The 1,037-nt window shown below is 40.5% G+C and carries 2 protein-coding genes and 1 pseudogene; all 3 read left to right on the forward strand.

What is annotated here, in order from left to right; translation table 11 throughout:
• The first annotated feature begins 323 nt into the window (after positions 1 to 323).
• Positions 324 to 800, forward strand: coding sequence for a hypothetical protein (locus tag ABID23_RS08105; RefSeq protein WP_354191001.1), 477 nt, complete (start codon positions 324 to 326; stop codon positions 798 to 800).
• A gap of 21 nt (positions 801 to 821) precedes the next feature.
• Entirely contained in the window at positions 822 to 968 is a 147-nt protein-coding gene (locus ABID23_RS08110; protein WP_354191003.1) for a hypothetical protein, read from the forward strand.
• Positions 938 to 1,037 (forward strand): annotated as a pseudogene (locus tag ABID23_RS08210) (hemagglutinin repeat-containing protein); the annotation flags it as partial. The gene ABID23_RS08110 and the pseudogene ABID23_RS08210, both read left to right, overlap by 31 nt.

A 1,037-nucleotide genomic window follows, 5' to 3' on the forward strand; every position in this document is an offset into this window, starting at 1 on the left:
GGAGGGGGAACTTGGTGTGTAAATCATAAAGCCGAGGATCTTCCGATTTGTCGTCCAGGTGCTGTCATACCACAGCGCAGTGTCAAGAAGCGCTTAAACAGCCCGTTTTGTAAAAAGCATCCAGAACAATATGAATGCTATCCTTAAGTCTTTCTTGTGATGATCAACAATCCCCCATCCTTGCATTTGCTTGGAATGGCGCGATTGTTTCCTCAATCCATCATCTCAATATTGTTCACCGTTGTTTTAAGCAGCGGTGACAGAAAATATCAACAAGCTTCCGAGCTGTTTATTGTAAATAAATCCATTGAAAGAGGGGAAAAATGAAGAAAATCTTAAAACTATTGAGTTGCATAGCTCTCTTAAATACAGCTGGATGTGTTAACCAACCTCCTCCATCAACTTTAGCATTATGGGAAAAACCAGGTGTCGATAAAGCGATGATCCAACAATCCTTATCAAAATGTGGCTGGAAACCGGTTTATGCTTCTTCTAGTGATATGAATTCGTATGCGAGTGAATTTGCCTCAGTTTATGAGTGCATGAAAAAAGCAGGCTTCCGGTATAAATTGCAAGATTCAAAAGGGCTCTATTTTGTACAACCTCTGAAAAGTGACTCGTTTTTAGCTAATTTGATGCTAGCTGGATATCAGCAATTTATGGACAATGATACTTTTGGTGTGACCAACAAAACGAAACAGGAACGCGCTTTACTAATGCATTTTGAGGATGAAAAAAAACATCAGCAAAAGCAAAAAGTTTTACAAAAGCGATCACCAAAGCGTCCTCCGCATCGTTAAAAGGTCGTTGGACAACAAAGTATGAATGATGAGGGAGTCAAAATTGTGCCCTTCTTTATTCAAGCGGGTGGCACTTTAAATAAAGCAGCATCCATGGTGTTGGAGCCGATATTATTGCCGGCACCAATCCTGTTTATGCAAAAAAGAACATTGCCAAGAATGTTTTAAATCACGGCAAAGCCAAGGATGCAGCAGAAGGGGAAACCAAATCTGCTATCAGCGATGGGACTATCATCC

This window comes from Bartonella silvatica, from assembly GCF_040545155.1.
In the GTDB taxonomy this organism is placed as follows: Bacteria; Pseudomonadota; Alphaproteobacteria; order Rhizobiales; family Rhizobiaceae; genus Bartonella; species Bartonella silvatica.

Coding starts and splice junctions, on each gene's coding strand:
- ABID23_RS08105 (WP_354191001.1), top strand. CDS start 324: ATGAAGAAAATCTTAAAACTATTGAGTTGCATAGCTCTCTTAAATACA.
- ABID23_RS08110 (WP_354191003.1), top strand. CDS start 822: ATGAATGATGAGGGAGTCAAAATTGTGCCCTTCTTTATTCAAGCGGGT.